The following is a 26,978-nucleotide window of genomic DNA, read 5'->3' on the forward strand; positions in this document are numbered from 1 at the left end:
GTGTTTAAGTCGTAAATATAGATGATTGGAAATTTCAGTTTGGACTGACTTTCTATAAATCCAGTTTGCCTTCAGGTTCAATGAAAAATGTTAAATCTAAAGGTGGATATGTTCTGAGTTGACCTTATTACAATTGATATCTGAATTGTGGTTCAGGTACAAACAAAATCATATAATGGTAAAGAGGACATCATTTATGCCAGTAATAACCCTGCCTTATAATGACCTTGAAAATCTCACATCTGCTGATCGATCTGTTATAACAGATAGAATTCCCATGATCGGTGCTGATATTGAACGTCTTGAGAATGATCACATAGATATTGAATTTTTCCCGGATCGCCCTGATCTCTATAGTGTGGAGGGTGTATCACGCGCATTAAGAGGGTTTCTGGAAATCGAAACCGGAATGTGTGAATATGATGTGAGTACATCCGGGTTTGAAATATCAGTTGATACGAAACTGGACGGCATACGTCCATGGCTTGCATGTGCAGTCATAAGGGGTATTAAATTTGACTCCAACTCCATCAAATCCCTTATGGATCTGCAGGAAGACCTTCACTGGGGGCTTGGAAGGAACCGAAAAAAGATCTCAATAGGTGTGCATGATCTTAAGGACATCCAGCCGCCGTTTAGATATATTGCAGTTGATCCCGATTTTGAATTTGTACCCCTTGATTTTTCAGAACCCATGTCACTGCAGGAAATTCTTCAAAAGCATCCAAAGGGAATAAGGTTTGCAAATATTCTTGAAGAACATTCCATGTACCCCTTAATAGTAGATGTGAATGACAATGTTTTATCTTTTCCTCCCATAATAAATGGAAACCTTACCAGAGTAACTGAAGATACAACTGACCTCTTTATTGATGTTACAGGTTTAAGTGATTCTGTAGACACAGCACTAAACATTGTAGTTACAGCTCTTGCAGAAAGGGGTGGAAAAATCGAATCTGTTAAAATAATTTCTCCTGAAGCAACTTCCAGAGTGACACCTCAACTTGATCCAATTATCCGAAAACTGAAAAAGGAAGATATTGAATCAATTATCGGAATCAGAATGTCCATGGATGAAATTATTCATAATCTTGAAAAAATGCGTTATGGAACAGAGGTCGTGGATAATGAAACGGTACTTGTAAAGGTGCCTCCATATAGGGCAGATATTCTGCACAATTATGATATTATAGAAGATATTGCAATAGGCTATGGATATGAAAATATCCAGCCAATCTTTCCTGAATGCTCTACAGTTGGCTGTGAGCATACGCTGTCTGTAATTGGTGATAGATTAAGGGAAATAATGATCGGGCTTGAGTATTTTCAGGTAATGCCTTTTACACTGACAAATGATAAGATACACTTTGAGTGGATGTGCAGGGATAAAACCGATGATGTAACATATGTACTTCATCCAATAAGTGAAGATCAGACTATGCTCAGGACTACGATTCTCCCCAATCTTCTGGAAATACTATCCTTAAATCAGCACAGAGAACTTCCTCAGCGTATATTTGAAGTAGGGGAGGTTGTCAGAAATGAAGAAAACAGGATGCATATTGCAGCAGTTTCAATTCACCCCAACGCAAATTTCACTGAAGTCCAGGAGATAGTGGATGCAGTTATGAGGGAGCAGGTACTGGATTATAACCTTTCAGAATCAGTGGATCCTGCTTTTATGGACGGAAGAAGGGCTGATATATTCGTGGATGGTAAAAAAATAGGTGTTATGGGAGAGTTCTATCCACAGTTGATCTCCAACTTTGGTCTGGGGCAGCCGATTGCTGGTTTTGAAATGCAAATACTGCCTGAAAAATAAAAGAGAATAACAAAAATAAAATAAGAACGGGCCCGCCGCGATTCGAACACGAGTCAATGGGTCTCTTCACTGTTGATGAAGATCATCACCAGTACCGAAGCCCATTAGGATATCCACTACCCTACGGGCCCATTTTAGAGTCTTACATAGAATCTGCTTATATTAATATTTTCTGTTACTTCCTGAAATTAAAATCCATGGACCAGGTATGGTCCAAAGATCATGAAGACAATAGATATCAATATCAGCAGTGAAAGGAACACAGTAGTAGCAGATGCTATTTTTGTGGCCTTTATCTCATTTCCGGTTATGCGCATTACAAGAGCCTTTGCATAGTCTCTGAACACATGCCCCCCATCAAGAGGTATTGCAGGAAGGCAGTTAAAAAGACCCACATAGAAGTTCAGCCATCCAATCCACAGAAGGGTGTTTGCAATCCAGAATATGCCCATTCCCATAGGCTCAGCCCATCCCACAGGCTCGTAAGCCTGAGCAAGTGTAGTTCCAAAACCAGGGAAGCCTTCACCTGCAAATCCTATTATAGGAAATCCAAGGATTATGATCCATCCACTAAGCTGAGACATCATTGATGGTATCTGTTTCAGCATTTCAAGATATACATCTGCAGGGAAGTATCCAACTGACATATCCCCGACTGAGAATCCAAGAGATGTTGAAATATCTCCTACCGGTCCACCAACGATTCCCAAAAATCCTCTGTCTTCATCTTCGTGGTGTGATGTGAGTGTTATCTGAACTGTCCTGATCTCTTCATTATTCTGGTCGTGAACTTCCATGCTGATGGTCTGACCTGGAGACGTATTACCCATGAAATCTACAAAATCATCAACAGATCTTATGGACATACCATCAAGTTCTTTGATTATCATTCCTTCTTCAAGCCCGGCCTGGGATGCAGGAGAGTTCTGAACCACATCCATTATCCTGATACCAGAAGCTTCTGTTTCAGGTGGTTCCTTAAGCAAAAGTTCGTGTGTAGATATTTCTCCACCGGATTTTGTGTGAACCGTGACCTGAGATCCCTCTTCAAGTTTACTGAGGTACCCAAGAACATCGCTGGCACTCTGAACCGGAGTATCGTCAAGGCGTACGATGACCATCTCTTCTCTTATCTGGCTGTCAAAAGCTTGTGATCCGGGATCTACATTTACAACCATGGCATTACTGACCGGGGCAATTGCTCCCAATACCGGCCCGAAGAATAATGCAAGTGCTATTAATGCAACTGCAAAATTGGCCATGACACCAGCTGAAAGTATTCGAGCTCTCTGGTTACGGGTTGCTACCTTTTTTTCACTGCTGCTGGGCCTGTATTGTTCAGGCTCCAGTTTCTTATATTCATCCATGCCAGGACTTTCCTGGTCTTTACTTACTCCAAAAAGCTCTTCTTCATCAGGCTCGGCAAATCCTCCTATTGGGACAAGTGCTACCAGTATTCCCATGGATTTAACTTTTATATTTTCCACTCTAGCAAGAATGGCATGTGCAAATTCATGGACAATGAGTGTTACTATAAGTGCTATCAAACCCCATACCACAGGGATGAATTCATTCACTCCCGGAATTAGAAATATATTGCGGGGCTCATGAAGTTTTCCAGGCTCTGGTAGCTGTTCAGTACCAAGGGATGTCAGCAATATGATGTCTGAGAGGATTATTATGGAAAACATGACTGTCATTCCGACAAACATCATAACAATTCCTATATTTGCAAATAGTTTCCAGAATCGCTTTCTGGATGCCAGCCGGTCAATAAAGTTTAGACCCCTTTCGGTTCTGATCATAAGTATTGGCCCGTGGGCACTGATGTTATATTTTTCAAAAAAACCTCTCTTGCTGAGAGCTGATACTGTTAGCCAGTATAGTATAAAGACTGCCAAGAAGACTGTAGTCCCGTTCAAGAAATCACCAATAAAAGTTTAAAATTTTCAATTAATATTTATATAATATCAATACAATCATTAATAGGGTGCCTACTATGTTTACAGAGGTATATATAACTGTGGGAAGTATGGAAGAGGGGCAGAAAATAGCCCATAAACTGGTGTCCGACAGGCTGGTGGCCTGTGTCAATATGTTCCCCATCAATTCTATCTACAGCTGGGAAGGTGAAGTTGTTGAGGATCAGGAATTTGCATTGCTTGCAAAAACCACGGCTGATAAATTTGATGAAGTGAAGGAAACTGTTAGGTCCATTCATAGCTATGACCTTCCTTGTATTGTTTCTTGGGAGCTGGGCGGTGAGAGTGAATATCTGGGGTGGGTCAGGAACTATATCCATGAAGACTGATCAGGCTTAACTTCCATTTAATATTATAAAAATATATGTATTAAATTATTTTAGACCCATATACAGATAAATTTATAATTGATATCATTATTATTGATTTATCACTCCTAAGCGCGGGAGTAACCAAGTGGCCAACGGTGGTAGACTCAAGATCTACTCGCGCAGGCGTTCGGGGGTTCGAATCCCTTCTCCCGCATTTAGAATGTTTGGTTTTACTCAGTATAAAGGTTGATCTATAATGGATTTTTTTTTCAGAAATGATATTAGTTTTGAGTCAGTTGCAGATGCCACTTCAAAAATATTACTTAAGGCTCAAACAGATTTGCCTTCCGATATCATCCGCGCTTTGCAATCTGCTCTGGGGCAGGAAAATAATGAAGTTGCAAAAGCACACTTATCTGCGATTCTTAAAAATATAGAATTTGCTGGAAATAATAGGATTCCAATGTGTCAGGACACTGGTATTCCTATCTTTTTTGTTGATGTTGGTAATGAATTGCATATTGATTTTGATTTATCGCAGGCTATTGCAGAAGGTGTAAGGCATGCCACTGACCAGATCCCTTTAAGGCCCAACGCAGTTGATCCTCTCACACGCATCAACAGTGGAGATAATACAGGAAACGGTATACCCGATATTAATTATAGTTTTGTAGAGGGCAATGAATTGTGTATTACAGTTGCACCAAAAGGTGCAGGCTCTGAGAACATGAGTGCTCTGAAAATGTTTAACCCAACAGAGGTATCCGGGATACATAATTTTATACTTGAAACTGTCTTGAACGCAGGTGGTATGCCCTGCCCTCCTGTTATTGTAGGTGTCGGGATTGGCGGAACATTTGATAAATCAGCCCGGCTTGCAAAAAAAGCACTTCTGGAAGACACTGATGATATGAATGAAATGGAGCGTGAACTGCTTGCTGAAATCAACTCACTTGGAATTGGACCCATGGGTATGGGAGGAAATACCACCGCTCTGGCAGTTCATATAAAAAAGGCTCACTGCCATACAGCGTCACTTCCTGTTGCAGTAAATATTCAGTGCTGGGCAAACAGACATGCAACCTGTGTATTTGGAGGTGAATGAATACAATATAATCTCAATCTTCCACTTCAGGCCGATGATATCAAAAAACTAAGGACCGGTGATGTTGTATATATTAGTGGTAGAATCCTGACAGCACGCGATGAAGCGCATGCACGTATTCTTGAGTTTGATCAGAGGGGTGAAGAGCTACCATTTGGACTTGATGGCGGAGCTATATACCACTGCGGTCCTCTATTGGAGTACAGGAATAATGAATGGCATGTGGTCGCTGCAGGTCCTACCACAAGCAACAGAATGTCAGGGATGACTCCTGAAATCGTCGAAAAACATGATGTTCATGTACTGATCGGAAAAGGAGGAATGAAAGGTCTGGCAGAAACTTTCAGGGACTGTTGCTGTGTATACCTGGCATATACAGGGGGTTGTGCAGCTCTTGCATCACAGTCAATAAAAAAGGTAGCTTCTGTATACTGGCATGATCTGGGAATGGCAGAGGCAGTCTGGGAATTCCAGGTGGAAGAATTTGGTCCATTGATTGTGGGAATTGATCCTGAGGGGAATGATCTTTTTGAAAAGGTAAATGAGAATGCAAAATTGCACTTATATGAAAAAGGCAAATGCACCCCAGGCAACGATTGTAAGGATAATTGAATGTTTCAGGCCTTCTGTGATCTTACCTTCCCCCATCTGACCTGCAACCAATCCGCTTACAAATCCCTGGATCAATGCTGCATGGTAGAGCAAACGTATGAAACCGGCCTGATCAAAAGATGAAAGAAACTGCATATTAGATGTAACTTCCACACCTGTATCTCCTGCTTCAGCCATCATTGGTACAAATGTGGACGAAACCAGCAGAACTACAAACAGAAATACTACAAATGAGAGATAACATATTACAACATAGACGAACATGTTGCTTTTTCTATCTTTTTCCATAGCTTTTATGTTTTTAGTATCCTGGCCTGCAGTATCAAGTATGTCTGATACCTTTCCTCCTGCTCGGTTTGCCTGAACTATAATTGATACTGATCTTGATATCAGGGGTGTATTGATTTTCCTAGCAAAGTTGTTGAGAGCTTCTTCAAAAGAGAGCCCCCATGAGATAGCAGCATCCATATTTTGAATATGTACTGATAGCGCTCCGTAGTCATTATCAGCAACCCTGGTCAATGATTGTGACAGGTTCTGGCCGGCCTTATTCATCTCTGCAAGGTCACGTAAGAATAGCGGCATGTTCTCTTCAATCTGGTCAATTGTACTGTTCTTCTTGTGATAGGTGACAGCAGGTAATGATATAGCAATCAATACACTGAACAACACTACATCATCCATTTGTGGTGTATTCCATGCATATTTTGTGCCTACTCCTAAAAATATCAAAGAAAATAGAATACTGAATATGAATGAGTATGCCGGATATTTTTGTAGTGTTACAAAAGGTTTCCTTATAAAAGACCTGATTACTGGATAACGTCTTGCTTTCCGGAGGCCGATATCAATGGTCATCTCTTCCATTTTCTTAAGTTCATCATCATTTAGATTTTCCAGACTTTTTGTTTTTTTAGGCTTGAGTAGCTTTTTGATCCTGATAGGTCATACCTCCGGTGTCATTGAATGCACGAGAATAATGAATAGAGCATTTCCCACAGGAATAACTGAATATATTATTATCTTTAAGGTTGCAATATTTGCTCCTCCTCCAATCAGGGACATAATGGCCACAACAATTATTAGAAACAAAGGTCCTGCTACAAAAGCAGCAACATAGGTTTCTCCCAGGAGTCCCAGTATGTCCAGGAATTCTTTCTGTTCCTGCTTCTTTTCGATAAAAAACTGTTCGGATTTCTGGTTGAGGTATGGTTTGAGTTCTCCCCCTGATGTGATTACTGTTATTGAACCATGCAAAAACCCTTCAAGCTTCTCAGAAGGTGTTGTTCTGGCAAGGTTTTTTGTTGCAGTTACCAGATCATGTCCCAGTATTTCCACATTTTTTACAAGATATTTTGCTTCTGTGGATATTTCTCCATAGACGTCATTATCGGCAAGTGATCGGTAGAGGTCAAGGGGCAGAACTCCAGCATCTGACATTGATGAAATATAATTTATTGCATAGGGAAGCATCTGGTCTATATTCCTTCCTCGTCCTCCTGCAACAAATGCTGGATATATCATGCATAGATGGTACATTGTATATAAAATCAGGATAAAAGAAAATATGGTCAATCCAATATGTATTATATACTCCTGATATTGATGGAAAGCAGAAGGTATTGCCGGATGATTAAGAAGGGAGATAAGTATTTCCGGCGTTCCCAAAAAGAGTAGCAGAAGATTTATAGAAACAATACCTGCCACTGTGAAAAGAAAAGATGTACACATTGCTCCTGACAAATATATATCATAGGAAACATTCATCCTGCTTTTTAGAATGTTTTCTCTGAGGCGGCGGTATTTAGATTCTTTAGTATTAAAATACCATCCAAAAAGGAAGTATGCCCATTTAAAATATGTATTAATCATAAACTTCCAGATCCTTTTGAATTCTCTCCATTATTTTCTCGGATTCACGGGTGTATTCTACTATAATCTTTGAAAATTCGGTGTAATCCTTTATTGATCTCATGCTGATCCACTGGAGTACATGTTGTCGGTTCATGATTTCTTTGTTCATCTCCTGTTCAGTCAGGGACATGTTTTGCATGATGTTGTCGAATATATAGGATTTACCTGTGTATTGAAATGTATCTTTTTTTGAATTCCATATAAACACATCATTGGTGAGCAACTCTCCGGTACGTGGATCAAGTCCTACGATTTCTGTGATGGATGTGCATCTTCTAACTCTTTTATCACTTACATTGACTTTTTCCAGGATGGCCACTACTTTTAGTGCCTGGATCATAATCCTTGGTATATTGATAGGTGGATTTTCCAGCCTGTGGATCACAGATGTCACTGAATCTGCATGTATTGTTGAAAGTGTTGTGTGGCCTGTTGACATCGCCTGGAATAATACATAAGCTTCAGAACCTCTTACTTCTCCTACAATAATATATTCCGGTCTCTGGCGAAGTGCTGCTTTCAGGAGTTCATACATTTCTATGGATCCCCTGTCCTCTCCTGCAAATGACTGCCTGGTTACAGTGGGGATCCAGTTGGGGTGGTGCAGGTTCAACTCTCTAGTATCTTCAATGGATACTATTTTCATTTCCGGGTTAATAAACATGGAGACTGCGTTCATTGAGGTTGTTTTACCTGAAGCAGTACCTCCTGCAAAAATTATACTGTTGTTCGAGTTGATCGCAAACCAGAAATATGTCATCATCTCTGTTGAAAACGTATTGTTGTCAACAAGTTCAGATGGAATCATTGGATTTTCTTTAAATCTTCTTATTGTAAAATTACTTCCAAGGCTAGTCACTTCTCTTCCAAGTGTTAATTGTACACGGGATCCATCAGGTAGTGTTGCATCCAGTAAAGGGTTTGCAATAGATATGTGCTTATCACATAATTGTGCTACCTTTATAACAAAAGAATCAAGCTCATCATCATTTTCAAAAGATACATTTGATACAATTGATCCATAATTAACATGATATACATAGATCTGAGCTCCAGGACCATCACATGATATATCTTCAAGATTTGGATCCTTCATCATTGGGTCGATCCTATCATACTCCACAAAATCACGTATCATATAATATATGATACGTTCCCTGTTTTTTGGAAGAAGAGCTATTTTATAGTTATTTAGCAAATGGTCTATATGCTCACGCAGCTGAAAACCTGATTTTTTTTCGTTGTAGTTATCTAATTTTAAGTTAAGGTTTTCTGCAAGTCTTTTTTGAAGAAAATAAAAAAGTTCTTTCTCCTTTTCTGTGAGTATAGGTTCTATTACATGATATTGGTATTCATGCTTTTTTGGTTCGTATACTATTCTGACATAAGAATATGGGGGATTTACCGGATAGATGCTTATCTCTTTATATGTGGTACTACCCGGGATTGTAAAATCTACCAGAGGTCCATGCTTTATGTAGCTGTATTTTTCATCCACGAAATCCTTTTTCTGAAATATTTCCAGGATTTTTTTGTAATATGACTTATTTTCCTCATAATCCGGATCATTATAAGGCTTCTGGAAAATATCCTGGCGTTTTTGATCAAGCCTGTTTTTTAGCTGGAGTGGGTAATCTGTATTTTTAAGATATTCCAATCCTTCATATTCTGAAATATCATCTAAAAATTTGTGTCCATAAATAAACGATGGTAATTTTGTTGATACAGTTCCAGATATATATTCAGGAGATGTTGCAGAAGTGTTATTTTTATTTCCAGAAACCGTATCCTCTACATAGTCATTATCATTTTGCTTATTCAGAGAGGTTTCTGCGTCTTCTACCTTTTCCTTATCCCTGCTTTTCATTTTTTATGCCTTTGTTTAAAAAGTTTAGTTTTTCGGCGATGCTATGTGTGATCCAGATTTTTAAAGTATCCCTTCAATTCCTTTTTAATAACAAAGATCTAATTTTTTGTAATAATCCTTTCTTTACTTTTTTATTATGAGATTCATCTAACTTTGTATCATATCCTGCCATTCTGGCAGCTATACTTTTGAATGCAATGGATGAATCCGAACCAGGAGTATGCAGTACAACGGGCATCCTTTGTGCGAATGCCTTCTTGATCAGGGGGTCTTCAGGTATCTCATCAGTTACAGGAAGTTCAAGTATTTCCTCTACCTTTTCTTTGTTCATCTCATCTGAATCTGCAACCCGATTTAAGAAAACTCCTCTTATCTTATTTCCCTTCATATCAATAAATATCTTGATCTTCATAGAATCTACTATGGAAGAAATTTCAGGGTTAACTATCAAAAAAGAGTTGTTCACTGCTTCCAGAATGCAGGCTGTCTCTTTTCCAATCCCTGGAGCAGTGTCCAGAAGTATATAATCAAACTTGCTGGAGAGTTCTTCAATGAGTCTGCGGATTGTATCTGTATCAAATTCACTTATATTCTCCAGGAAAATACTTCCAGGTATTATCTTCAGACCACCTGGTCCTTCATAAATAATATCTTCAACATCTGCAACTCCGGATATATAATCATGGAAGGTACCATCTGTTATATCCAGTCCCAGCAGAAGTCCAACATTTGCCATTCCCATATCCGCATCTATTACAAGTGTACGTTTTCCAAGACCTGCCAGACTTACACCCAGATTGATTGCAGTAGTGGTCTTTCCAGTTCCACCTTTCCCGGATGTAATTGCATAGACTTCTGCTGGCATAATAACTCCATTGAAAATAATGTTGTAAAAATCCAGATAATCGTATATATAGTTTTATAAACAAAACGTTTGTTCCTAATCTTTGTAATTATATGTGTAGGTTGCATGTTATTTGAAACAATGTTTTACAAAAATGAAGTGCACTGGTTTGATGCATTAAGCAAAAACCGCTATCATTAAATAAGCAGAGGAGTAATAGAAATAGACATCAATATTATATTAGTATAGATTACTATATTATCTGTAGAAAAAAGATTTCTGGGGAATTGTTCATGCAACATGAGGATATAATTGAAAATGTAAGGGAAGAACTGGAAAAAATAAAAGGTGTTGGTGAAACATACGTTCTTGATGAAGAAGACAGGAAGATGATTGAAAAACTGGAAGAACAGGCATCACAGATGACTTTAATGGGACTTGGGATCGGGGATAACAGAGGAGTTAAAGAAGTTATAAAATCGGATGTCATAGTTGCTTTCACCACCACTATGGAATATGAATGGCCCTGTGGTCCCAATGTTATTCTGATGCATCGAAATGAGGTGGTGGGAGAAGAAGTGAATGATCCGGAAGAATTGAAAAAATGGGATTGTAAGGACAATGCTCTGGTGATAGGTAATATTGTGATATACGGAAAAGATGTCCTGAACTCGGCCATGAAAGATTCAGAAAGAATTGTTGTTGTTATGCCTCCAAAAGAGTGTCCTGAAATAAGCAGAATCCCGGATGTAAAGGATGTTGCACTTGGATCTCCTTCCCCTCCTTCTGATGAATACATCAAGGAAAAAATGAAAGTAACTAAAGAACAGGGAATGGGCACGTTTATGCTGGGATTTAATTTCAAATAAATATTTTCCTGCCAAAATCAAATGTGCCTTTTATAGATACAGGTTTTAGATAAAACCTCCATTAAAAACAGGAGTAGCAAATATGTATGGCATTGCACTGGATCTGGGAACAAGCGGTTTTCGTGCTCAGTTGATAGACCTTGAGAATAAAGAAACTGTAAAAACAGTAATTACCATGAACCATCCATTACCTGGAGGAAATGTGATGGATCATCTGGATTTTGCGATCCAGTCAGGTCCGGATATTGCTCACGGAATAATAATTGAAACTATAGAAAAAATTTTTCTAAAATTTGACCGGGATCTATCAAAGATTGAAAGGCTGGCAGTATGTGGAAATCCTATCCAGTTATCATTATTCCAGAATATGGAAATAAGGGATCTTGCCTATGCAGGTAAAAGCAAACAGAAAAAACTTGGAGTTGAGAATGTAAAAAGGGAGGCACGGATTTTTCCAGCCGATGAACTGTTTAACAGGGATGTAAAACTTCCAAATGCTGAAATAATAATTCCTCCAGCCATCAAGCACGAGATTGGTGCAGATGCCCTTGCCATGATGATCAAGACCGATTTCATGAATCAGCAGGAAATTTCACTTGTAACTGATTATGGAACCAATGCGGAAATGGCCTTAAAGATTGGAGATCGCATCATAACAGGCAGTGCTGCTGCAGGGCCTGCAATTGAAGGCCAGGGGATAGACTGTGGGATGCTGGCAAGTCCGGGTGCGATATCCAATGTGAATGAGGAGGATGGTGTATGGAGACTCACTGTGCTCAACGAGCGCATGGAAGAGAAAAAAGGATACCTGATAGATCCTGTAACAGGTGAGATCAGAGATGAAGGAGAAGTAAAGCCTAAAGGAATCACCGGAACCGGTGTCATTGCTGCGATCTCACTGGCAGTGAATACAGGAATTATAAAAAAATTACCTCACCTACCCAATGGAAAGCTGATACTTGGAGAAGATATTGTTCTAAGGGATAAGGATATTGAGGAAGCAGGTAAGGCAATAGGTGCAATAAGAGCTGCTCACCTGGCATTGCTTGTGGAATCCGGAGTCAAATATGAGGATCTCAAGAACATGTATATGTCCGGTGCTTCAGGTACATATGTGGATGCAGATAAAGCCCGCAAAATAGGGCTTGTTCCAAATTTTTCGAAAAAGATAGTTCAGTTTGGAAATACTTCAATAGCACTTGCAAAGGATCTTGTTATGGATTCTTCAAAACTTGATGAGATCAGTGAAATAGCCAGCAGGATAACTGCAGATCATTTGATGATGGCAAAAAGCAGTACATTTACGGACATATACCTATCTGAACTCTCATACTGGACACATGGAATGCCCCTTGAAATGTATAATGAGATGCTGGAAATGTACAATATTCCAAAACCACCTGAGATTTTTCAAAATCCAGTGATCGAAAGAAGGATGGTCAAAGATATTTCAGATGTTGGTAAAGAAGGTATAGATATAGTTAGGGAAATCGGTACTGTGATTACTGAGGTTACAGATGGTTGTATCTTTTGCCATAAATGCGAAACCGAATGCCCTGAGGATGCCATAACCATCGTTGAACGAAATGGTGAACTCATAGCTGAATATTCTACAGAAAAATGCCTTGGTACAAGCTGCAGGCGGTGTGTGGCTATATGTCCAGAAAGTGCTATACATTACAAGGATATCCAGATAAAAAGATGAGTCAAAGTTGATCTCATATGTATAAATTTTTTAAGTGTTTGATTCCAGATATGTAATATCTCCAAAATCTGCTGTTGCTACAAAGGTGATATTAGTTTCTACCGGCACACTTCCTTTTGGAGGATATGTTTCATTTTTATTTATTCTTATTATGACATTTGAAGGGCTGATGCCAGAAGATACCATATAGTCTATGACTATTCGGGTCCCGCACTCATTGGCATACTTAATTGCATCTTCATATGTATCGAATTCATTTCTCTCATCAGGAGAAAATACTATCCAAGCAGATGGTCTGAGAGAATATTTTGATTCACTATAACTGGATTTTATTAGGACAGTTATAATTTTCATTCCCTTTGCAACAACAGCTCCAACAGCATTGCCAACATCGGAATGGTCTGGGACTATCACTTCAGCGTTAATCATTCTGGAAAGATCCTCCACGTAAGCACCAACAGGCCCTCCAATAAGGATGACAGGGATATCGAAATTGAGGTGTGCATGGAAATTACTGTAAAGTATTTTTTCTATTTCAGAAGATTCTACACCTTCCAGAACAAAAGAAGCTATGTTGTTAATCATATTGGTTGTAAAATTGTGCTTTATGGTGGAGCAAAGTTCCCTACCTTCTGTATCTGCAAACTTTGCAAGCAGATCGGCTCCAAGCAGGGAAGCCTTATGATCCCATTCATTATATTCTCCCAGTGCATGAAGTGCATCAGTTGGGGTGAATCCAATTGCCTGTATGAGCCTTTTTTTGATCAGCTTCTCAAGTATCATTGGTGAAGGAAATATATTTTCATCCCAGTAAATGTCACTTATTGAAACAGGTTCATCAGGAATCATATCAAATAGTTTTTTTTCAGATTCTGAAAGTGTGGATGGTTTTTTCCCGGTTTTCATAAAAAATTTAGTAGGCTGTATATTTTCTCCAAGCTGTGATCTCAGTATGTGCTGGCTTGCCTCCAATCCTTTTATAATTGATGGATACATCTGAGAAGCCCTGCACAGTGGAATCACTCGACTTGGTCCAATATGGATCATGTGATTTCTGATCCATACATGGCTGTCTCCACCCATCGCAGAGGTTTCCATTTTGATAGCTCTTACTTTCGTTTTCCATCCTCCGACCTTTGCACCTTCATCTGTAAGTTCTGGAATTGAACTGTGGATCATTGAAACATCGCTACTTGTGCCACCAACATCAATTACTGCACAGGTATCTTTTTTTGCAAGGAAGGACGCACCGATAAGACTTGCAGCAGGGCCTGAAAAAATAGATTCGATCGGCTTTTTAAGCGCTTCCTCGATATTGACAACAGATCCATCACATTTTAGCATAAGAATTCTTGCTTCAATTCCTTTATCTTCAATTACATTGATAACTGTATTAATGAACTGATATGCAATCGGAATCAGCTGGGCATTGAGATAGGCTGTGGTTGCTCTTTCATAGGCACCCAGACCCTGTGACAGTTCATGTCCGCATACCACAGGCATCTCTGTTATTTCCTGAATTGCTTTTTTAACTGCGATTTCATGTTCTGGATTGCGTACACTAAAATATGATGATACTGCAAATGCAGATACTCTATCCTTTACTTTGTGGATGAAATTCATCGCAGATTTAATATCAAGATCATATGTCTTTCTTCCCAGACTGTCATGGCCACCAGTGATGTGAGTATAATATTGAAATGAAGGTGAATCCTGTATTTCATAGTCTCCTATCATTATTAGTCCGACCGGATATCCTGTATTTTCAAGGATGGTGTTAGTTGCAAGGGTTGTAGATACTGATACAAGGCTTACATTTTTCAGGTATTCTAAACTGAGCCCATCAAGTGCATTTTTGATGCCATTGGTCAAAAGAGGGTATGTTGTAAGTGATTTGTTGGTCTGGATGATATTCTTTTTTTGATCTATGATCACCACATCTGTATACGTTCCACCTGCATCTATTCCAAGACTGTATTCCATACTTTAGTCAGCTCCATAAACTCAGGGAAATGTGAAATTGCCCATTGATTGCTTAAATAGAAAATTCCGTATTTTTTATTGTTTAGACATAATCAAATACCTTTTAATTTTGACAGATCTTTGATTTTTGTTTTCTGGATACCGAAGTTAAGCAGATATATAAAATGTGCTGTCATTTTATAGCTTAATAATATATATTTTAGTGGCTAATCTGCTAACGGGGGTATTTGAATGGATGGAGATAATCTTGATAAACATCATCATATAGTTCGTGATGTAGTGGATTGTTCATATTTATCGATCAGCTGGGATACGTCAGTTGCTGATACTATATACCAGTTCAGCCAGTTTAAACCTGATATAGGAAAAACAACAGTTTACTATGTTTATGCGGTAAACAATGATGGCCAGCTTGTAGGAGTGATGTCACTTCGTGATTTACTCAATGCCAGAGGCGATGTTCCTGTATCAAGGATAATGAATAGATCGGTGATATTCCTAATAGACAATGAAGATATTGAAGTAGCAATGAACAAAATGTCAGATCTGCCTTATCGTGCACTTCCAGTTGTCAATGATGAAAACAAGCTCATGGGTGTCGTGCGCTCAGAGGCGATGCTTGATGTGGTTGAGGAAGAAGCATCTGAAGATATATTAAAAAGTGCAGGTATGTTATTTTCTGATGCAGAAATTTCAAGAAGTCATGCAGTACTGGAGTCATCAGCTTTTGGGATACTAAAAATACGCTTGCCCTGGCTCATGTTTGGACTTGTTGGTGGACTAATGGCAGGAGTGGTTATTGAAGGATACGAGGAAATTCTCAGTTCTATGATCGCACTTGCTTTTTTTGTTCCGGTGATAATGCATATGGGCGGTAATGTCGGGTCTCAGGCTTCTACGATTTTCATAAGGGGGCTGGCTGTTGGCCATATTAATAATGAAAATTTTATGAAATTTTTACTTTCAGAAATACTTGTTGGGCTCTTTATTGGTGCATTGACTGGCTTGCTTGCTGCAGGAGCAGCTTATATGTGGCAGGGATCCATTGAGTTATCTTACGTTATATTTTTTACCATAGTTAGTGTCTGCTTTCTTGCATCAATTCTTGGATATATAATTCCCTGGATAATAGGTGTACTTGGATTTGATCCAGCAGCAGTGTCAACACCCATGATAACTACAATAAAAGATGTAACTTCACTGCTAATTTATTTTGCAATTGCCATGTTTTTTTTGCAGGGTTTTTGAATGTGCATGAATGGAAACACTTATATTAAGATTTTTTCTGCAGTTTCCATTTGATTTTGAGGTAACAGTCCATAATAAGTTTTAAAGTACCTTCAAGTTCGATAACATCAAAATCAAATTTCTTTGCAAAATTATCTACCCTTTTACCGTAATCCTCTTCATATGAAAGACCGGTATTAATTTTTGCTACTTTATTATATCCAAGATAATCAAATGCCTTTTTAGTTGTCTTTGTATCATCTGGATCAGGTGTAAGTTTTGATGCTCTTGCAAGGTCTTTCCAGTAAACGGTCTGAGCAGGTGTCAAAAAATATGTACCCTGCTTGCTATATTTTTTCAAGACTTCAATATATTTCTCTTTTCCACCAAGTGAAGCACAGATACAATCATCCACTATATCTTCATTTTCATCTTTTAGTATACTTACATTCTCAAAATCCTGCTCAATATTGTGTAATGCTCCTCCGCAAAGTCCATACAGAACCAGGATGCCGTCAGAGTACTTTTCTAATTTTTCAATTTCACTGTATACTGTTGATCTCAGATTGGACTGAGACGCATGCAGACCTACACCAAGAAGGTCAATTATTAGTGTAAAATGCTCGTGATTTGTTCCTGAGTGGGAACCAAGTTCTGTGGAACTTACAACATCTGGTGTATATCCCTGTTTTTTAATTTTATCAATCAAGTTATCACTTTTACCGTTCTGGAGCACAACCACCTGATCAATATCAGGATCATTGTCTATCAGATAAACTATTTCGTCTTCAAACACCTGACATCCTATTATGCTCATAGTAGGCATTTTGTGTCCACCTTGAAATAGTTGAAATTTTTATAATAATTGTAATATATTTACAAATATATTTATATTTTCTGGGTAAGGTGGTTGCTGCTATAATCTTTTAACTTTTATGATCCAGAATCTCATTTTTCAGTTCAAAATAACAGTTTTCTATAAGTCTTAAATCGCCTTCCAGCTCAACAATATCAAAGTCAAAAAGAGATGCGAACTCCTCTATCTTTTGATCATAATCCTTTTCATAGGATAAGCCGGTACATATCTTTCCAACATTTTCATAACCTGAATAGTCAAAAACCAGCTTCGTCATCTCAATGTCATCTGGATCAGGTGTAACCCTTGCAATCTTGAGCATTTCTCTCCAGTAGGATGCCTGGACAGGTGTCAAAAAATAGATTCCTTTTCCTTTGAATCGTCTTAGAGTGTCCATATACTGTTTCTTTCCTCCCAGTGTAGCGCATATACAATCGTCAACAACGTCTCCGTGTTCATCTTTTAGTATACGTACAGCACATGGTACACTTTCAAAATCCTGCTCCACATTACCAAGAACGTTACCACATAATCCATAAAAGATCAATATACCATCGGAGTATTCTTTCATGATATCGATCTGTTTGTAAACTTCTTCTTTCAGGACTTCAGGTTTTGCGTCATAGGCAAATTCCATTATGTATATGACAGCAATATATTCACTGTTCTTACTATTTTTAACCACATGAGATATACCTTCAGAATGACACATTTCATATGGGTAATTGATCTCATTCAGTTTTTTTGCAAAACTTTCTGAGTCCTCACTATCAATAACAATCACCCTATCGATATCTGGATCATTTTCAAGCAGGTGAATAAATTCGTCTTCAAATACCTTACAACCTATCAGGCTCATCAGGGGCATAATCTAAATCTCCGTCTTTTATTTATGAAAACCTTCTTTCATGTGCAGAATTTTTTTCTACCCGATGTTAATCTTCTTCTATAACCGGTTTACCAATACCTACAAACGTAAGTGTTGTTTCTATTGGAATTCCTACACCACTTACTGTAATGTCGTTTTTTGTGACCTTTATTTCCACATCTTCAGTATCAAAGCCTGATTCTTCCATGTACTCAAAGATCAATTCTCTTCCAAGCTTGCATGCAAAATCCAGAGCCTGCTTATAATCAGGAACCTTGTCCCTTCCACGGGGTGAAAATATCAGGAATACTTTTTCTGAGTTAAAATACCCGCCAGCCCGGATCATGATCTCGATTCTTTTAATTCCTTTACCTGCAAGTGCACCTACGGCATTTCCAACTTCTGCATACTCCGGAAGTATTATTTCAGCATCTAACAGATCATTTAATTCATTTACATATGCCCTTACAGGTCCGCCAAGTAATACGACAGGTAACTTGACTTTGAATAATGTAAAATAATCTCCTTCTATAATTCGCTTTATCTGGGATTTATCTACATCTTCCAGAATGTATGACATCAGATTAAGTGCCATATTATAGGCTACTAATTCTTTCACATGGGATGCGAACTCAGTTCTATTTTTCTCAGATAGCCTTCCAAGCAATGTGGCACCAGTCTCTGATGCTTCGGTGTTCCATTCATTATATTCTCCCAGGACATGAAGTGCATCAGTTGGTGTGAACCCGATTGCCTGTACAAGTCTTTTCTGTATCAGGGAATCTATTATTGCAGTGGAGGGAAACTTGTTAAGTCTCCAGAATAGATCACTGATGGACACAGGTTCATCCTCAATAATGTTGAGAATTTCCTTTTCAGCAGATGTGATCTCAGGTAGATCTTTTCCTGTTCTTACAAAGAATTTTGTGGGCTGGATATTCTCTCCAAGCTCCAGTCTTGCAGGGGTTCTTCCCTTTTTGAGCTGTTCAATAAAACCCGGATATTGTTCGGAGGCAACACATAGTGGTATAACCCTGCGGGGGCCAATGTATATCTTTCTGTTTTTAACCCATACATGAGTATCTCCTCCCATTGCAGAAGTTTCCATTTTGATAGCCCTTACCTTTGTTTTCCATCCTCCCACCTTTGCACCTTCATCTGTAAGTTCTGCTAATGCATCATGTATCATTGAAACATCGGTACTTGTGCCCCCAACATCAATTACTGCACAGGTATCTTTTTTCGCAAGGAAGGACGCACCAATAAGACTTGCAGCAGGACCTGAAAATATGGATTCTATCGGCTTTTTAAGCGCTTCCTCGATACTGACGACCGATCCATCACATCTTAGCATAAGCAGTCGTGCGTCAATTCCTTTGTCTTCAATTACACTGAGAACTGTATTAATGAACTGATGCGCAATTGGAATCAGCTGGGCATTGAGATAGGCTGTTACTGCTCTTTCAAAAGCTCCCAGACTCTGTGACAGTTCATGTCCGCACACTACCGGCATCTCTGTAATTTTTTGTATTTCTTCCTTTGCCTGGATCTCATGTGACGGATTTCTCACACTAAAATAAGAAGAAACTGCGAAAGCAGATACTTTATCTTTTGTTCTGAGTACAAATTCTTTAATTGATTCAATGTCCAGTACATCCATTTCTGCCCCGGTGGTGGTGTGCCCTCCACTTACCTGGATATAGTGCTGCAAAGACGATTTATCCGGTATTTCATAATCTCCAATCAGTATAAGTCCGACAGGGTATCCTGTATTTTCAAGGATGGTGTTGGTTGCAAGGGTCGTTGAAACCGAGACAAGCTTTACTTTTTTGAGGTATTCTTCATTCAATCCTTCAATTGCACTCTTGATTCCTGTTATGAGATCCGGATAAGTAGTCAGTGCTTTGTTTGAATCCAGGATATTTCCGGTTGAATCTTCCATAATTACGGTATCTGTATATGTTCCACCGGCATCGATTCCTAAGCTGTATTGCATATTGTCTATCTCCATTGTGTTTTGCGGCAACCAGTTTATTTTTGTGATCAGTACTGATCATCAACTATGATGTAAATGATCTGATGTGTGCTGTATAAATTGGTTCAAGTTTTCTCTTATATATATCTACGTAAACAGGAAATGATAAATTTTATTTACATTCTATAAAATAAATTAATTTACAGGTTAAATACGTCTCATCAAATGGCTTTTTTTGATAGCAATATTTATAGTTTTTGCTGATATGGCTGCTCGATCTTATCTATCAAATCATGATCTCTGTAAGTAATATATGATTGCTGATTGTGAAATATCGTTTGACAAACAATAAATAAATTGTAGAAGTTAATCGATAATTATATATATCTATATTTGAGAGACTATGATAATTGGACAATATTTGTGGATATCGATGAGTATACAAATTGTATCCATGAGGTCCACAGATAATTATTCCAAACATGGCTGCTGCCTAATTGGTGCGGCACCCATGGCGGGGAAGAATAAAAGATGTAAATATGAATACAGTACTTTTAGAACATACCCGCAATATATTCGAGCAAGGATATTAGTAAGGAGGTTAAATAATATGGCAGAAAATTTCTACCCAGGTAAGGACATTTTAGAAGGAGTTCGTCTGGAATTATTCACACAAGATGAACTTCGAACAATCCATTATGCAAGTATGGAAGTACTCCAGAACCCTGGAATTGAAGTTGAAAATCCAGAAGCTAGACAGATTTTCAAGGAAAACGGATGTATTGTTGACGACAAAACACGCGTAGTAAAGATTCCAGAGTATCTTGTAAACAGAGCACTTCAGCTTGCTCCATCAAAATTCACTCTATGGGGCCGTGAAAAGAAGAATAACGTCGTAAAAGAGCATAAAGGAAAAGTTCACTGGACCTGCTTTGGTACCGGTGTTCAGATGTGTAACTATCTTGGACCAGGCAAGTTTGAAACTGTTGACTCTACAGAAAAAGACGTTGCAAACACTGCAAAACTTTGTGACTGGGCAGAAAACATTAACTACTATTCACTTGCAGTATCTGCTCGTGACTGGGCAGGAAAAGGTGCACAGGATGTACACGAGACATTCACTCCACTGGTGAACACATCAAAGCACTTCCACCACATTGATCCTGTTGGGGAGAACGTGGAATACTACTTTGACATTGCAAAGGCATACTATGGTGGAGATGAAGAGGAAGCCAGAAAGAAACCAATCTTCTCAATGCTTCTGTGTCCAACAAGCCCTCTGGAGCTTGGTGACAACGCCTGCCAGGTAATCATGAAAGGTGCACGCAATGGCATTCCTGTAAATGTTTTGAGTATGGCAATGGCAGGAGGATCATCCCCAGTACATCTTGCAGGAACACTGGTAACCCACAATGCAGAGGTTCTTTCCGGTATTGTACTTGCGCAGCTGACTGTGCCAGGAGCACCTGTTATGTATGGTAGCTCAACAACAACCTTTGACCTGAAGAGGGGTACAGCACCAGTCGGTTCACCAGAACTTGGAATGATCAGTGCAGCAGTTGCAAAGCTGGGTCAGTACTATGGTCTGCCAACTTTTGTTGCAGGTTCATAGGCAGACGCCAAGATACCTGACGGCCAGGCTGGCCATGAGAAGACAATGACCACTCTTCTACCAGCTCTTTCCGGTGCAAACACCCTCTATGGTGCAGGTATGCTTGAACTTGGTATGACATTTTCAATGGAACAGCTTGTATTTGACAATGATATGATTGCAATGACAAAGAAGGTAATGGAAGGAATTCCAGTTAATGAAGAGTCACTTGGTGTGCAGGCAATTCAGGAAGTAGGCATTGGTAAGAACTTCCTTGCACATAAGCAGACAAGAAAATACATTGATCTTCCATCCAACCCACAACTTATCAATAGGCTTATGCTTGGTGATTGGAGAAATGCTGGCTCAAAGGATATCGCAACAGCAGCACATGAGAAAGTTGAAGATGTTATGAAGAACCACGTTGTTACACCAATTGATGCTGATATACTCAAGGACATGAAGGCAATCGTTGACAAAGCTGACAGACAGGTAGCAGGAAACTAAATTTATTGAGGAGATGTTTATTAATGGCAACAAAAGAGGAAATTATTCAAAAAGGAAAAGCTGCAATTCTTGATTTTGATGGAGACGCAGCAGCTGAAGTGGCAAAGGAAGCAATTGAAGCAGGTGTAGATCCAGCTGAACTAATTGAGGAAGGTTTTACCGCTGCAATGAATGAGGTCGGAGATCAGTTCGAATCCGGCACTCTTTTCCTTCCACACGTTATCGCAGCATCCGAGGCAATGAGCGCAGGTGTTGAAGTTCTGACTCCAGAACTTGAAAAGAAGGCTTCAGAGTCCAAGGCAAGAGGTAAGGTAGTTATAGGAACAATTGAGGGTGACATTCACTCGATTGGTAAGGATATTGTAGCCACCATGCTCAAGATCGCCGGATTTGAAGTAGTTGATCTTGGCAGGGATGTACCTGTAAAGAACTACGTTGACAAGGCAAAAGAAATAGATGCACAGGTTGTAGCATCTTCAGCTCTGATGACCACAACAATGATCACACAGACACAGATCGAAGAACAGCTCAAAGAAGCAGGTATTCGTGACAAGGTCAAGACAATGGTCGGTGGTGCTCCTGTAACCCAGGACTGGGCCAACAAAATCGGTGCTGACATCTACGCTGAGAACTCAGGTGACGCAGTAGCAAAACTTAAATCTCTCTTCCCTTAAGAAGTGAGAATATGAATGCATCAATCTGATGCATTCTCTTTTTTTATACGAATATTTTCTGTAAAACCCTGGTTATTTTAAGAATCTGTATCCCATACTGACTTATGGTGCGATCCATACATGCAATCATCAAAGAAAATAATAAAATAAATTTAAAAATCACCCATCGTTTCCGATTGCATCCACAGAACATTCAGCAAGTGCATTTTCACAGATATCTATTTCTTCATCGCTTTCTGGCTGCTTATAGACGTATGCGGCTGATTCATCTTCAGTCATCTTAAAATGATTTGGTGCTATTTCCACACAGACTTCACATGCAACACATTCGTCGTCTACATAATATGGACCAGAAACATTTTCTGAAACTTTATTTTCTCTGTTTGCCATTGTTTACCCCCAATATAAAATAATCAATTGAAAACTGGTCAATTATGTTATTTATAGGTTTTTATCAATGCTCAAAGTATCAGTATTTTCAGCCATGCTAAACCGGTTTTTTAATGAACATTATTAAGCAGTTCTTAAGTATAAACAATGTAGCCCGTCTATTTTCTTATGATAGATGTCTGGAAACAGTAATACTCATAATGCATAGCATGTATTTTATCCGATCAACCGTCTCTTAAATAGGCGCTCTATTCCAGAAAACATTTGTTTCATCACAACATGAGTTGGTGTTAGAGATCCTCCGGCCTGAACCTTTCCTTCTTTAATAGCTGAAAGAACTGATTCTACAGTACTGTTTTTTGAATCTATATCTGTGTAGCTTCTTCCAACCATCTGTGGTATATGTGCATCACTTCCACCAACTCCAGGGATGCTAAGTGATCGGGCTGCATTGAGAGCTTTGATATTGGAATTACTGGTAAGACATCGCGAGTTTATTACTTCAACAGCGTCAATATCAATCCCCTCAATATAGCCCAGCCCATGGGATATTTTTTTGAATGGATGTGGGATTATAATTGTTCCACCCAGTTCCCTTGCTTTCTCAATAGTTTTTTCAGCTGACATATGAGCATCTATGCTCTCAGTTATTCCCAGTACCAGTATATGGCCTTCTGCAGAGGAAACTTCTATTGAAGGTATAACCATCAGGTCAAGTTCCAGCTCATTGACCCTCTCCACAGCCACAAAACAACCTTCCACTGTATTGTGGTCACATAGTGCAATTCCGTTCATTCCGTTTTTTACTGCATGTATCAGTATAGAGTCTATATCCGAATTACTGTCCTTTGAAAAACAGGAATGAACATGAAGATCAAATCTCATAAATAAACAATATCCTACTTAGAACTTATATATTTGTATAATTAAACTTCCTTCTAAGATCAACTAATATATTGTGTACATCCTTAAACGGGATTACTTCATAGCATAATCCCAACAATTTATAATTGATTTTTTGGATGGCCATATGCATGTAGTTCCCTTTCAACAGCTTTTGCCTTGTTTATGACCTCATCCCTTGCTTCAACATCTACTAAAATCCTGTCTGTGTATTTTATGTTATGTACAATCCCTTCATCAAATAGCCAGGAAGCTATAGACATCCCGGAATCGGATATTGGAAGTTGCAAATCTTTTCTTTTCCAGACAGGCAGATAACTAAATATCTTCTGTTTAAGTGTTTCTATACCTGTCCCCTCACTTGCAGATATTATTATCGGATTGGGAGTAAGATATTCAATTTCAGATATGCGGCAAACAAGATCTTCTTCTGATATCCTGTCAACCTTATTTAGAACAGCAATAATTGGAGCATCTTCTATTTGTTCCCATAGAGTATCATGACATGCAACCAGTTTCTTTTTTATGATCTCAACAGGTTCACTCACATCCACAACAAGCAATATTACATCTGCAAGAAATATCTCGTCAAGTGTTGATTTGAACGCATCGATCAGCCAGTGTGGCAGGTCTTCAATAAATCCTACGGTATCGGTTAGAAGTAATTTTCTGCCATTTACCTGGAAGGAACGTGTTGTGGGGGAAAGAGTAGTGAATAGTCTGTTTTCCACTTCCACATTTTCATCTACCATTTCACTAAAGAGTGTGCTTTTTCCTGCATTTGTGTATCCAGCAAGAGCAACTATAGAAAATCCCTTATTGTGACGGGTTGTTCGCAGATTTTCATAGTCCTTCTGCATCCTTCCAAGTTCATTTCTAAGCCGGGAAATTCTGTTTTTGATATCCTTTTCATAGGAATCTTCATAACTACCAAGCCCCATGAATCCTGGACGTTCTTTTTTCTTTAGCAATGATACAATGGTCTTTGCTTTTGGAAGTTCGTAATGTAGTTTTGCCAGTTCGACCTGATATTTTGCTCTTTTTGTCTTTGCTTTTGTTGCAAATATTTCGAGTATAAGGTGAAATTTATCAATGGTTTCACATCTGCATGTTTGTGATATGTTATATATCTGCATTATACTGAGCTGATTGTAAAAGATGATCTTATTTGCACCTGTCTCTGCTACTATCCGGGACAATTCGTCTGCTTTTCCGCGTCCTATCTGATAATTTCTGTCCGGATTTTTTGTTTGAGTAACCTCGTCAACTACCAGGTAACCTGCAGATTCTGCAAGTTCTTTTAGTTCCTGAAGTCTGCTGGAATTTCTATATTCCTCGCTTTCGGGTTCATTCCTCTGGACAAGGACTGCTTTTTTCATTTTATGCTACACCAGAAATGTATTATTTAATTATAGATATGGAATCACTCATTTAAATAAGTAATACTTTATAAAATATGCGGATGATTGATATACAACAATTCTATAATATTAGATTTTGTCCAATTCCTGGACCAGGAGTTTTCTTGAACTCAGGGAAATATGATGAGCAAGCTGGACTGCAAGACGTTCACTTATTGATTCCTGATATTTGAATTCACCTTTGAATCTTGAAGATACAAAGTTTAGCGGTTTGTTGTACATGTCCCCCTTTTCAGTAACAATTACTCCCTCCCTCTTTATATTTGAAACGGTCTTTTCAATAATTTGAACTACATCCAGTACTTTAAGAGGCCTATACATTCTAAAAGCCTTTGTATTTACCTGATGTATTTTTTCTATATGATCCGGAGAAACAGATAAAGAAACAGCAGCACATACAATATAATAATGCCCTCTAGATGTTCTGTGCCGCCCAGAAATATCAACCGCAACTATGTCTCTCATGATATCTAGTCCATAAAACAGAGTCAATTACATTTTGACTCTTCCAATATCTATGTATTCATAATTTCCATTGTAATTTAATGCAAAGACCATTCTCTTTCTGACGCTGTTTGCAAGCCTTATGGCTCTTGACATAATGGGCAATATAAATATATGATTTTCTGAAATGGCATGCACAAGATATTCTGAATGTGGGATCTTCTTTGGAGATTCAATGTCAATGTACAGTCTGAAATGGGTCCCGAATTTAAAACCTGTTTTAGGGACCAGCCCCTTTTCTCTCATGTCACGGTATACATGATATTTTATTGAAAATTCAGGCTCTATCTCTGAAGCTTTGTTGAAAAAATAGTCAGAATCAAGCACTTTATCTCTTTCTCTGTCCTTTATCTGAATCAAATTTTTTTCAAGAAGGTAGGCAGATTCAATAAGTGATAACTGAAGTCTATCTTCATCCAGTGGTTTACCATAAAATCCTTTATTGTACAGATCGCTGGATGCCTTTTTATCCCATACTATCACCCTGTCCTCCAGCAGGGACGATTCTGCATTTAAATTATCGTTGAATTGTTCCATCTGACCTGATATGCTGATTTTTTTTACTTCATAAAAGGTGATATCACTTTCCTCATCAACGATTGCCAGAATCATCTGCTTGCGTACGTTTGAAACCGTGTTCAGGGACTTCATTAATTCAGTAATACTAACTGAAGATCTTTCAGATCTGACATATACATAGCTTCTGGCAGGGGTTTTACCAGGATGGCCACCCCTTGGGTATACTCTAAAATCAGCCACACTGGGCTGGACATAAAATCCTCTTTCTTTTAGATCCTTGTACACGATATATTTGAGTTCAAAATACCTATGGCGCATGGAGGCAATTTTGAAAAATTCAGGAAAACTGAGAGATTCAGAATCCATTGTTATACTGATCTTTTCACGGTACAATAAATATGCTGCTTCTACAAGGCTTAGCTCAAGCACATTTCCTCTAGGACGCCCAAAATATCCAGTATTATACAGAATATCAATTGCATCTTTATCGAGTTCTACCTTATCTTCCAATAATCTAGCTATCAAATTG

Annotated in this window: 22 protein-coding genes, 2 tRNA genes and 1 pseudogene; 10 read left to right on the forward strand and 15 right to left on the reverse strand. The window is 38.6% G+C overall.

The features are described from left to right. Positions 1-196 precede the first annotated feature (196 nt). A complete protein-coding gene (pheT, locus tag MZHIL_RS02260) occupies positions 197-1,822 on the forward strand; it encodes a phenylalanine--tRNA ligase subunit beta (RefSeq protein WP_013897758.1) in 1,626 nt (541 codons plus the stop codon). 27 nt (positions 1,823-1,849) lie between these two features. On the opposite strand, the gene MZHIL_RS02265 is transcribed toward pheT, so the two are convergent. Both MZHIL_RS02265 and MZHIL_RS02270 read right to left on the reverse strand, forming a co-directional pair. Then, positions 1,850-1,953, reverse strand: a tRNA-Arg gene (locus MZHIL_RS02265). 57 nt (positions 1,954-2,010) lie between these two features. Continuing rightward, positions 2,011-3,744: a site-2 protease family protein gene (locus tag MZHIL_RS02270; RefSeq protein WP_013897759.1), complete on the reverse strand. Its 1,734-nt coding sequence runs from the start codon at positions 3,742-3,744 to the stop codon at positions 2,011-2,013. A gap of 77 nt (positions 3,745-3,821) precedes the next feature. Between MZHIL_RS02270 and cutA the strand changes: the two genes are divergently transcribed. The 4 genes from cutA (at position 3,822) to MZHIL_RS02290 (ending at position 5,832) form a co-directional block, all read left to right on the forward strand. Then, positions 3,822-4,133, forward strand: a complete 312-nt coding sequence (cutA, locus tag MZHIL_RS02275; protein ID WP_013897760.1) for a divalent-cation tolerance protein CutA — start codon at positions 3,822-3,824, stop codon at positions 4,131-4,133. Positions 4,134-4,246: 113 nt separating this feature from the next. Further along, a tRNA-Leu gene (locus MZHIL_RS02280) sits at positions 4,247-4,329 on the forward strand. A 42-nt stretch (positions 4,330-4,371) separates the two neighbouring features. After that, the gene (locus MZHIL_RS02285; RefSeq protein ID WP_013897761.1) at positions 4,372-5,220 is read left to right on the forward strand and encodes a fumarate hydratase; all 849 of its coding nucleotides are present in this window, start codon (positions 4,372-4,374) and stop codon (positions 5,218-5,220) included. Beyond that, the gene (locus tag MZHIL_RS02290) at positions 5,221-5,832 is read left to right on the forward strand and encodes a FumA C-terminus/TtdB family hydratase beta subunit (protein WP_013897762.1); all 612 of its coding nucleotides are present in this window, start codon (positions 5,221-5,223) and stop codon (positions 5,830-5,832) included. Here the strand turns inward: MZHIL_RS02290 and MZHIL_RS02295 are convergent. The 4 genes from MZHIL_RS02295 to minD form a co-directional block, all read right to left on the reverse strand. After that, positions 5,782-6,699 (reverse strand): type II secretion system F family protein, encoded by a 918-nt coding sequence (locus MZHIL_RS02295; protein ID WP_048815437.1) that lies wholly within the window; start codon positions 6,697-6,699, stop codon positions 5,782-5,784. The two genes, MZHIL_RS02290 and MZHIL_RS02295, sit on opposite strands and share 51 nt — an antisense overlap. A 78-nt stretch (positions 6,700-6,777) precedes the next feature. Next, the gene (locus tag MZHIL_RS02300; protein ID WP_048815438.1) at positions 6,778-7,704 is read right to left on the reverse strand and encodes a type II secretion system F family protein; all 927 of its coding nucleotides are present in this window, start codon (positions 7,702-7,704) and stop codon (positions 6,778-6,780) included. Further along, positions 7,697-9,613 carry a type II/IV secretion system ATPase subunit gene (locus MZHIL_RS02305; RefSeq protein ID WP_013897763.1) on the reverse strand — a complete coding sequence of 639 codons (1,917 nt, stop codon included), beginning with the start codon at positions 9,611-9,613 and terminating at the stop codon, positions 7,697-7,699. The genes MZHIL_RS02300 and MZHIL_RS02305 overlap by 8 nt, the downstream gene beginning before the upstream one ends. Before the next feature lie 73 nt (positions 9,614-9,686). Beyond that, a complete protein-coding gene (gene minD / locus MZHIL_RS02310; protein WP_013897764.1) occupies positions 9,687-10,478 on the reverse strand; it encodes a cell division ATPase MinD in 792 nt (263 codons plus the stop codon). A 272-nt stretch (positions 10,479-10,750) separates the two neighbouring features. Here minD and MZHIL_RS02315 point away from each other — a divergent pair, with 272 nt between their 5' ends. Further along, on the forward strand, positions 10,751-11,326 hold the full coding sequence (locus MZHIL_RS02315; RefSeq protein ID WP_013897765.1) for a hypothetical protein: 576 nt from the start codon (positions 10,751-10,753) through the stop codon (positions 11,324-11,326). A gap of 82 nt (positions 11,327-11,408) precedes the next feature. Continuing rightward, positions 11,409-13,031 (forward strand): methylamine methyltransferase corrinoid protein reductive activase, encoded by a 1,623-nt coding sequence (locus MZHIL_RS02320; protein ID WP_013897766.1) that lies wholly within the window; start codon positions 11,409-11,411, stop codon positions 13,029-13,031. Positions 13,032-13,061: 30 nt separating this feature from the next. Here the strand turns inward: MZHIL_RS02320 and MZHIL_RS02325 are convergent, their stop codons facing one another. Then, positions 13,062-15,014: a hydantoinase/oxoprolinase family protein gene (locus MZHIL_RS02325; protein WP_013897767.1), complete on the reverse strand. Its 1,953-nt coding sequence runs from the start codon at positions 15,012-15,014 to the stop codon at positions 13,062-13,064. Between the two features lie 231 nt (positions 15,015-15,245). Between MZHIL_RS02325 and mgtE the strand changes: the two genes are divergently transcribed. Then, entirely contained in the window at positions 15,246-16,262 is a 1,017-nt protein-coding gene (gene mgtE / locus MZHIL_RS02330) for a magnesium transporter (protein WP_013897768.1), read from the forward strand. A gap of 25 nt (positions 16,263-16,287) precedes the next feature. On the opposite strand, the gene MZHIL_RS02335 is transcribed toward mgtE, so the two are convergent. From MZHIL_RS02335 to MZHIL_RS02345, 3 genes are all read right to left on the reverse strand, one after another. Further along, positions 16,288-17,067, reverse strand: coding sequence for a DUF1638 domain-containing protein (locus MZHIL_RS02335; RefSeq protein WP_013897769.1), 780 nt, complete (start codon positions 17,065-17,067; stop codon positions 16,288-16,290). Between the two features lie 100 nt (positions 17,068-17,167). After that, entirely contained in the window at positions 17,168-17,965 is a 798-nt protein-coding gene (locus MZHIL_RS02340) for a DUF1638 domain-containing protein (RefSeq protein ID WP_013897770.1), read from the reverse strand. A 67-nt stretch (positions 17,966-18,032) separates the two neighbouring features. After that, entirely contained in the window at positions 18,033-19,961 is a 1,929-nt protein-coding gene (locus tag MZHIL_RS02345) for a hydantoinase/oxoprolinase N-terminal domain-containing protein (protein ID WP_013897771.1), read from the reverse strand. Positions 19,962-20,550: 589 nt separating this feature from the next. Between MZHIL_RS02345 and mttB the strand changes: the two are divergent. Together mttB and MZHIL_RS02360 are read left to right on the forward strand one after the other, a co-directional pair. Beyond that, positions 20,551-22,038 (forward strand): annotated as a pseudogene (mttB, locus tag MZHIL_RS02350) ([trimethylamine--corrinoid protein] Co-methyltransferase). Between the two features lie 23 nt (positions 22,039-22,061). Continuing rightward, positions 22,062-22,712 (forward strand): corrinoid protein, encoded by a 651-nt coding sequence (locus MZHIL_RS02360; RefSeq protein WP_013897774.1) that lies wholly within the window; start codon positions 22,062-22,064, stop codon positions 22,710-22,712. Between the two features lie 159 nt (positions 22,713-22,871). Here the strand turns inward: MZHIL_RS02360 and MZHIL_RS02365 are convergent, their stop codons facing one another. The 5 genes from MZHIL_RS02365 to endA all read right to left on the reverse strand — a co-directional run bounded on the left by MZHIL_RS02365 (position 22,872) and on the right by endA (position 26,974). Next, positions 22,872-23,102 (reverse strand): ferredoxin, encoded by a 231-nt coding sequence (locus MZHIL_RS02365; RefSeq protein WP_013897775.1) that lies wholly within the window; start codon positions 23,100-23,102, stop codon positions 22,872-22,874. Positions 23,103-23,318: 216 nt separating this feature from the next. Next, positions 23,319-23,987: a PHP domain-containing protein gene (locus tag MZHIL_RS02370; protein WP_013897776.1), complete on the reverse strand. Its 669-nt coding sequence runs from the start codon at positions 23,985-23,987 to the stop codon at positions 23,319-23,321. A 119-nt stretch (positions 23,988-24,106) separates the two neighbouring features. Next, positions 24,107-25,384 (reverse strand): GTPase HflX, encoded by a 1,278-nt coding sequence (gene hflX / locus MZHIL_RS02375; protein ID WP_013897777.1) that lies wholly within the window; start codon positions 25,382-25,384, stop codon positions 24,107-24,109. Between the two features lie 111 nt (positions 25,385-25,495). Then, the gene (locus MZHIL_RS02380) at positions 25,496-25,891 is read right to left on the reverse strand and encodes a DUF2209 domain-containing protein (protein WP_013897778.1); all 396 of its coding nucleotides are present in this window, start codon (positions 25,889-25,891) and stop codon (positions 25,496-25,498) included. 27 nt (positions 25,892-25,918) lie between these two features. After that, on the reverse strand, positions 25,919-26,974 hold the full coding sequence (gene endA / locus MZHIL_RS02385) for a tRNA-intron lyase (RefSeq protein ID WP_013897779.1): 1,056 nt from the start codon (positions 26,972-26,974) through the stop codon (positions 25,919-25,921). Positions 26,975-26,978: the final 4 nt, after the last annotated feature.

Origin of the sequence: Methanosalsum zhilinae DSM 4017, assembly GCF_000217995.1 — an archaeon.
Taxonomy (GTDB): Archaea; Halobacteriota; Methanosarcinia; order Methanosarcinales; family Methanosarcinaceae; genus Methanosalsum; species Methanosalsum zhilinae.

What these genes read in the sequence shown, in the direction of transcription:
- MZHIL_RS02285 (WP_013897761.1), top strand. Translation starts at nt 4,372, where the DNA reads ATGGATTTTTTTTTCAGAAATGATATTAGTTTTGAGTCAGTTGCAGAT.
- MZHIL_RS02380 (WP_013897778.1), bottom strand. Translation starts at nt 25,891, where the DNA reads ATGAGAGACATAGTTGCGGTTGATATTTCTGGGCGGCACAGAACATCT.
- MZHIL_RS02360 (WP_013897774.1), top strand. Translation starts at nt 22,062, where the DNA reads ATGGCAACAAAAGAGGAAATTATTCAAAAAGGAAAAGCTGCAATTCTT.
- MZHIL_RS02300 (WP_048815438.1), bottom strand. Translation starts at nt 7,704, where the DNA reads ATGATTAATACATATTTTAAATGGGCATACTTCCTTTTTGGATGGTAT.
- pheT (WP_013897758.1), top strand. Translation starts at nt 197, where the DNA reads ATGCCAGTAATAACCCTGCCTTATAATGACCTTGAAAATCTCACATCT.
- MZHIL_RS02365 (WP_013897775.1), bottom strand. Translation starts at nt 23,102, where the DNA reads ATGGCAAACAGAGAAAATAAAGTTTCAGAAAATGTTTCTGGTCCATAT.
- MZHIL_RS02295 (WP_048815437.1), bottom strand. Translation starts at nt 6,699, where the DNA reads ATGGAAGAGATGACCATTGATATCGGCCTCCGGAAAGCAAGACGTTAT.
- MZHIL_RS02335 (WP_013897769.1), bottom strand. Translation starts at nt 17,067, where the DNA reads ATGCCTACTATGAGCATAATAGGATGTCAGGTGTTTGAAGACGAAATA.
- MZHIL_RS02345 (WP_013897771.1), bottom strand. Translation starts at nt 19,961, where the DNA reads ATGCAATACAGCTTAGGAATCGATGCCGGTGGAACATATACAGATACC.
- MZHIL_RS02370 (WP_013897776.1), bottom strand. Translation starts at nt 23,987, where the DNA reads ATGAGATTTGATCTTCATGTTCATTCCTGTTTTTCAAAGGACAGTAAT.
- MZHIL_RS02325 (WP_013897767.1), bottom strand. Translation starts at nt 15,014, where the DNA reads ATGGAATACAGTCTTGGAATAGATGCAGGTGGAACGTATACAGATGTG.
- MZHIL_RS02320 (WP_013897766.1), top strand. Translation starts at nt 11,409, where the DNA reads ATGTATGGCATTGCACTGGATCTGGGAACAAGCGGTTTTCGTGCTCAG.
- cutA (WP_013897760.1), top strand. Translation starts at nt 3,822, where the DNA reads ATGTTTACAGAGGTATATATAACTGTGGGAAGTATGGAAGAGGGGCAG.
- MZHIL_RS02340 (WP_013897770.1), bottom strand. Translation starts at nt 17,965, where the DNA reads ATGCCCCTGATGAGCCTGATAGGTTGTAAGGTATTTGAAGACGAATTT.
- mgtE (WP_013897768.1), top strand. Translation starts at nt 15,246, where the DNA reads ATGGATGGAGATAATCTTGATAAACATCATCATATAGTTCGTGATGTA.
- hflX (WP_013897777.1), bottom strand. Translation starts at nt 25,384, where the DNA reads ATGAAAAAAGCAGTCCTTGTCCAGAGGAATGAACCCGAAAGCGAGGAA.
- minD (WP_013897764.1), bottom strand. Translation starts at nt 10,478, where the DNA reads ATGCCAGCAGAAGTCTATGCAATTACATCCGGGAAAGGTGGAACTGGA.
- MZHIL_RS02305 (WP_013897763.1), bottom strand. Translation starts at nt 9,613, where the DNA reads ATGAAAAGCAGGGATAAGGAAAAGGTAGAAGACGCAGAAACCTCTCTG.
- MZHIL_RS02315 (WP_013897765.1), top strand. Translation starts at nt 10,751, where the DNA reads ATGCAACATGAGGATATAATTGAAAATGTAAGGGAAGAACTGGAAAAA.